We start from the raw sequence: 2339 nt of genomic DNA, 5'->3' as shown, positions 1-2339 counted from the left end.
GCCGGAAGCGGCCTTCCAGCGCCGGGCGGCCGCGCCGGGCCGTCGCCTCGACGTCGCGGACGTCGGCAAGAATGCGCTCGATGCGCGGCAGCAAGGCCTGCGCCTCGTCGGTCATCCGCACCACCTTGCCGCCGCGCTCGAACAACCGGCAATTCAGCCGCAGCTCCATCTCGGCGATCTGCGCTGACAACGCGGGCTGGCTGACGCCGGCGAGTTTTGCGGCGCGGCCGAAATGCAGCGTCTGCGCCAGCGCTTCGAAATAATGCATCTGCCGGACGGTCAAACCGATCATAAGGAAAACCTATCAGAATAAACAGCAAAGGCAATTTGTCTTTATCGGCTGGGCGGGCTAGTCTGGAACCATTCCAGAATGGCGCGGGTCGCTGGCCCTGCCCGGAAAATCAACAAAATCCCGGAAAATCAACAAAATCGGAGGCAAAGATGGACGCGAAAACCGACGACAACAGCGCCGGCAAATGCCCGGTCCCACATGGATCGGCCAGGAGGAGCAACCGTGACTGGTGGCCGAACCAGCTTGACCTTGGCGTCCTCCACCAGCAGTCCAGCCTCTCGGACCCGATGGACGAGGACTTCGACTACGCCAAGGAATTCAAGAGCCTCGATCTCGACGAGGTGATCAGGGACCTGCACCAGGTGATGACCGATTCGCAGGATTGGTGGCCGGCCGATTTCGGCCATTACGGCCCGCTCTTCATCCGCATGGCCTGGCACAGCGCCGGCACCTATCGTATCGGCGACGGCCGTGGCGGCGCCGGCGCCGGCCAGCAGCGTTTCGCGCCGCTCAACAGCTGGCCGGACAATGCCAATCTCGACAAGGCGCGCCGGCTGCTGTGGCCGATCAAGCAGAAATACGGCAGGAAAATCTCCTGGGCCGACCTGTTGATCCTCACCGGCAATGTCGCGCTGGAATCGATGGGCTTCAAGACGTTCGGCTTTGCCGGCGGCCGCGCCGATGTCTGGGAGCCCGAGCAGGACGTCGACTGGGGGTCGGAAACCAAGTGGCTCGCCGACGAGCGCTATTCCGGCGACCGCGAACTTCACGGCCATCTCGGCGCCGTGCAGATGGGGCTGATCTACGTCAACCCGGAAGGGCCGAACGGCACGCCCGATCCATTGGCCTCGGCACGCGACATCCGCGAAACCTTCGCCCGCATGGCCATGAACGATGAGGAAACGGTGGCGCTAATCGCCGGCGGTCACACCTTCGGCAAGACCCACGGCGCCGGCGATGCATCGCTGGTCGGGGCGGAGCCGGAAGGCGCCGGCATCGAGGCGCAGGGCCTCGGCTGGTCGAGCAAGCATGCCACCGGCATTGCCGGCGACGCCATCACCTCGGGCCTCGAGGTGACCTGGACCACGACGCCGACCAAATGGAGCAACAACTTCTTCGACAATCTGTTCAACTACGAATGGGAGCTGACCAAGAGCCCGGCCGGCGCCCATCAGTGGACGCCGAAGGGCGGCGCCGGTGCAGGCACCGTGCCGGACGCGCACGATGCCTCGAAGCGCCGCGCCCCGGCGATGCTTACCACCGACCTCGCGCTGCGCGTCGACCCGGCCTACGAGAAGATCTCGCGGCGGTTCCACCAGAACCCGGATCAGTTCGCCGACGCCTTCGCCCGCGCCTGGTTCAAGCTGACCCATCGCGACATGGGTCCGGCCGTCCGCTATCTCGGTCCGCTCGTGCCGAAGGAAGAGCTGATCTGGCAGGATCCCATCCCGGCAGTCGACCATGAGCTGGTCAGCGAGCAGGATATCGCCTCGCTGAAGGCGAAGATCCTGGCCTCCGGCCTGTCCGTTTCCGAACTGGTCTCGACCGCCTGGGCCTCGGCCTCGACTTTCCGCGGCTCCGACAAGCGCGGCGGCGCCAACGGCGCCCGCATCCGCCTGGCGCCGCAGAAGGATTGGGAGGTCAACCAGCCGGCGCAGCTGGCCAAGGTGCTCGAAACGCTTGAAGGCATCCAGAAGGGCTTCAATGCTTCACAGTCCGGCGGCAAGAAGGTCTCGCTTGCCGACCTGATCGTTCTCGGCGGCGTCGCCGCGGTCGAGAAGGCAGCCAAAGACGGCGGCCATGACGTCAAGGTGCCGTTCACGCCGGGCCGCATGGATGCCTCGCAGGAACAGACGGATGTCCAATCCTTCGCCGCGCTCGAGCCGAAAGTCGATGGCTTCCGCAATTACGTCAGGGGCAAGCCGCCGATGTCGGTCGAAGCGATGCTGGTCGACCGGGCGCAACTGCTGACCTTGACGGCGCCGGAGATGACGGTGCTCGTCGGCGGGTTGCAGGTGCTCGGCGCCAACACCGGCCAGTCGAAGCA

The 2339-nt window shown here is 65.4% G+C and carries 2 protein-coding genes; one reads left to right on the top strand and one right to left on the bottom strand.

Features of this window, described 5'->3' with window-relative positions:
* Positions 1–292: LysR family transcriptional regulator (locus tag E5W70_RS25290; protein ID WP_292663621.1), on the bottom strand; the 292-nt coding region annotated here is incomplete at its 3' end.
* A gap of 149 nt (positions 293–441) precedes the next feature.
* On the opposite strand from E5W70_RS25290, the gene katG reads away from it, so the two are divergent.
* The coding region (gene katG / locus E5W70_RS25285) for a catalase/peroxidase HPI (protein ID WP_292663619.1) at positions 442–2339 on the top strand (1898 nt) is incomplete at its 3' end.

Origin of the sequence: Mesorhizobium sp., assembly GCF_005063415.1 — a bacterium.
Lineage (GTDB): Bacteria > Pseudomonadota > Alphaproteobacteria > Rhizobiales > Rhizobiaceae > Mesorhizobium.
The sequence above is the reverse complement of the archived record's forward strand: the minus strand, read 5'-3'. Positions and strand labels throughout refer to the sequence as shown.